Genomic DNA, 2989 nt, shown 5'->3' with positions numbered 1-2989 from the left:
GCACTAGACCCGGCGAAATCCGGGTCAATTCCATAATCTATTGCGACGCCGCCCCGGCAAGGGCGGCGAAAGCCGGGCCTTGCCCGCAAATATCCCGCGAAGGAACTGTCATGAGCAGAATAAGAGTTGCCGTCGATGTCGGAGGGACTTTCACCGACATCTGCATCATGGACGAAGACAGCGGCGCGATCCGCATCGAGAAGACCGCCTCCACGCCTGACGATCCCATGCAGGCGATCATGAATGGCGTGGAGCAGGGCCGCATCGATCTTTCGGAGGTGACGCTGTTCTCTCATGGTACGACGGTCGCCACCAATGCGCTGATCACCCGCCGCCTGCCACGCACCGCAATGGTCTGCACCGAGGGTTTCCGTGATGTTGTCGAGATCCGCCGCGCCAACAAGGAAGACCTCTGGGACACCTACAAGGATGTCGCCAAGCCGTATATCCCGCGCCGCGACCGGCTGACAGTCCGCGAACGGGTCAGTGCCGAGGGCACGATCCTGGAAGCACTGGACGAAGAGGCCGCTCATCGCGTCGCGGAAATTCTCGTCAAACGGCAGGTCAAGTCCATCGCCGTCTGCTTCATGAACTCCTATGTCAACGGCGCCAATGAGCGCCGCATGCGTGAGATTCTGAAGGAGGCCATGCCGGATCTGCCGGTCTCGATCTCCTCGGAGGTGATGCCGGAAATCTTCGAGCACGAACGTTTTTCCACCACCATGGCCAACGCCGTCTGCGCCCCGGTCGTCGTCGATTACGTGTCGCGTCTCGGAGAAAAGCTTGCCGCCGCCGGATACAAACGAGATCTCCTGTTGCTGCACAGCGGTGGCGGGGTCATGACGCCCGCGAGCGTCAGGGATTTCTCGGCCCGGCTCGCGGGATCCGGCATCGCCGCCGGCGCGATCGCAAGCCGCTTCATCGGAAATCTCTGTGGCTTCCCGAACTCGATCGGCTTCGACATGGGCGGCACCAGCACCGACGTCTCGCTCGCATGGAACGGGGAGTCGCGCATCACAAAAGACTGGTACATCGAATTCGGATATCCGATCCGCTTCCCCTCCATCGAGGTGCTGACCATCGGCGCGGGCGGCGGGTCGTTGGCATGGCAGGACGAGGGCGGCAGCTTGCGCAACGGACCGCAGTCCGCCGGCGCCTTTCCGGGCCCGGCCTGCTACAAGAATGGCAACCGCACCGCCACCAACACCGATGCCAATGTCGTGCTCGGCCGTCTCGGCACCAGCCTTGCGGGCGGCAAGATCACCCTCGACCCCGCCCTGGCCGCCCAGGCGGTGCAGGAGACTGTGGCGACACCCTTCGGTATGGAACTCCACCAAGCGGCCGAGGCGATCATCGCCGTCGCCAACGCCAATATGGGCAATGCCGTGCGGCTTCTCTCCATCAGCCGGGGCTATGACCCACGAGACTTTGCGCTCGTCGCATTCGGCGGTGCAGGCGCTTTGCACGGAGCGGCCGTGGCGAAGGAGCTTTCGATCCCAACCGTGATCGTGCCGCCCAATCCTGGCGTCACCTCCGCGCTCGGTTGCCTTCTCGTCGACGTGCAGCATGATTTCTCCGAAAGCTTCATGGCCGATGCTTCGACGGTCTCGCCCGCCGAGATGCAGACGGCCTTTGTTCTGATGGAAGAACAGGCCGTTGAGCGCCTGACCCATGAGGGCGTGGCGCGCGAAGACATGGCGCTGCAGCGTACGGTCGAGATGATGTACCAGGGCCAGTGGCGATCGCTCGCGGTGTCAGCCCCGGCGCGGATCGAGAGCATCTGCTCGCTGATAGAGGCATTCCACAACGAGCACGAACGCGAGTTCAACTACCGCCGCGAAGAGGCGCCGGTGTCGATCTTCCGCATCGCGGTCAAGGCGATCGGCATCGTACCGAAAGCCGAGATGCCGCGGCATGAAGTCTTGCCTCATGTGCCCGAGCCGCTCGGCCGCCGCGGCGTCTGGTTCGACGGCGTATCTCATGATGCGGCTGTCTATGAACGCGACCAACTCAGGGCCGGCGCTGCCTTTGCGGGACCCGCCATCGTCGAACAGTTCGATTCCACCACCGTGGTTCCGCCGGGAATGAGCGCGACCGTCGACGGCTTCCTGAACATTCTCATCGTGACGAAAGGCTGAGACATGACAAAGCTGATTGAAACGAGCCCTGGCCTCGATCCGGTAACGTTCGAGGTGCTGAAGAACTCCTTCATCACCACCGTCGACCAGATGGCCGAACAGATGCTTCGCACCTGCTATTCCTTCGTCATCTACAACCGAGACTTTTCGAACGCCCTGCACGACGCCGATGGCAACTCCGTCGCCCAGGGCAACTACGACATCGCGGTCCATGTCGGCACACTGCACAACACGTGCAAGGAGGTGATCCGGGTCTTCGAAGGCGACATGGCACCCGGTGACGTCTACGCAATCAACGATCCCTATGCCGGCGGTACGCATTTCAGCGATGTTCGGCTCGTCCGGCCGATCTTCGACGAAGACAAACTGATCGGCTTCTCACAGTCGAACGGCCACTGGTCGGATCTTGGCGGCTCGGTGCCGGGTTCCTTCGACGTCACCGCCCGCGACATGTTTCGCGAAGGCCTGCGGATCACGCCGTTGCGCCTTTTCCAGCGCGGCCGCTTCTGCTCCGACGTCGCCAACATGATCGCGGCCAACACGCGCGATCCCGCATCGATCATTGGCGACATCCATTCCCAGGCGCAGGCGACGCAGGCCGCCGAGCGCGAACTGTTGCGGCTGGTCAAGAAGTACGGACGCGGCCAGGTCATGCGCGGGATGGAGGAGGTTCAGGACTACGTCGAACGTGCGGTGCGAAAGCGTCTCGCGGAGCTGCCCGACGGCACTTGGGAGACGGTCGACTACATCGACCGGGATCTCGGTGCCGGCGAAGGCATGATCCCGATCCGCATCAAGATGACGATCAAGGGCGACACGATCCACTACGATTTTACGGGAAGCCATTCGAC

General features: G+C 62.6%; 2 protein-coding genes. Both read left to right on the top strand.

Annotation, left to right across the window (positions count from 1 at the left end):
• Positions 1–110 precede the first annotated feature (110 nt).
• A complete protein-coding gene (locus EN750_RS26700) occupies positions 111–2138 on the top strand; it encodes a hydantoinase/oxoprolinase family protein (RefSeq protein WP_127398407.1) in 2028 nt (675 codons plus the stop codon).
• Between the two features lie 3 nt (positions 2139–2141).
• Positions 2142–2989, top strand: an 848-nt coding sequence (locus EN750_RS26695; RefSeq protein ID WP_145967934.1) for a hydantoinase B/oxoprolinase family protein, incomplete at its 3' end; no start/stop codon positions are given.

Origin of the sequence: Mesorhizobium sp. M7A.F.Ca.ET.027.03.2.1 (genome assembly GCF_003999175.1) — a bacterium.
Taxonomy (GTDB): domain Bacteria; phylum Pseudomonadota; class Alphaproteobacteria; order Rhizobiales; family Rhizobiaceae; genus Mesorhizobium.
This window is presented reverse-complemented; position numbering and strand designations above follow the sequence as displayed.

What these genes read in the sequence shown, in the direction of transcription:
- EN750_RS26700 (WP_127398407.1), top strand. Translation starts at nt 111, where the DNA reads ATGAGCAGAATAAGAGTTGCCGTCGATGTCGGAGGGACTTTCACCGAC.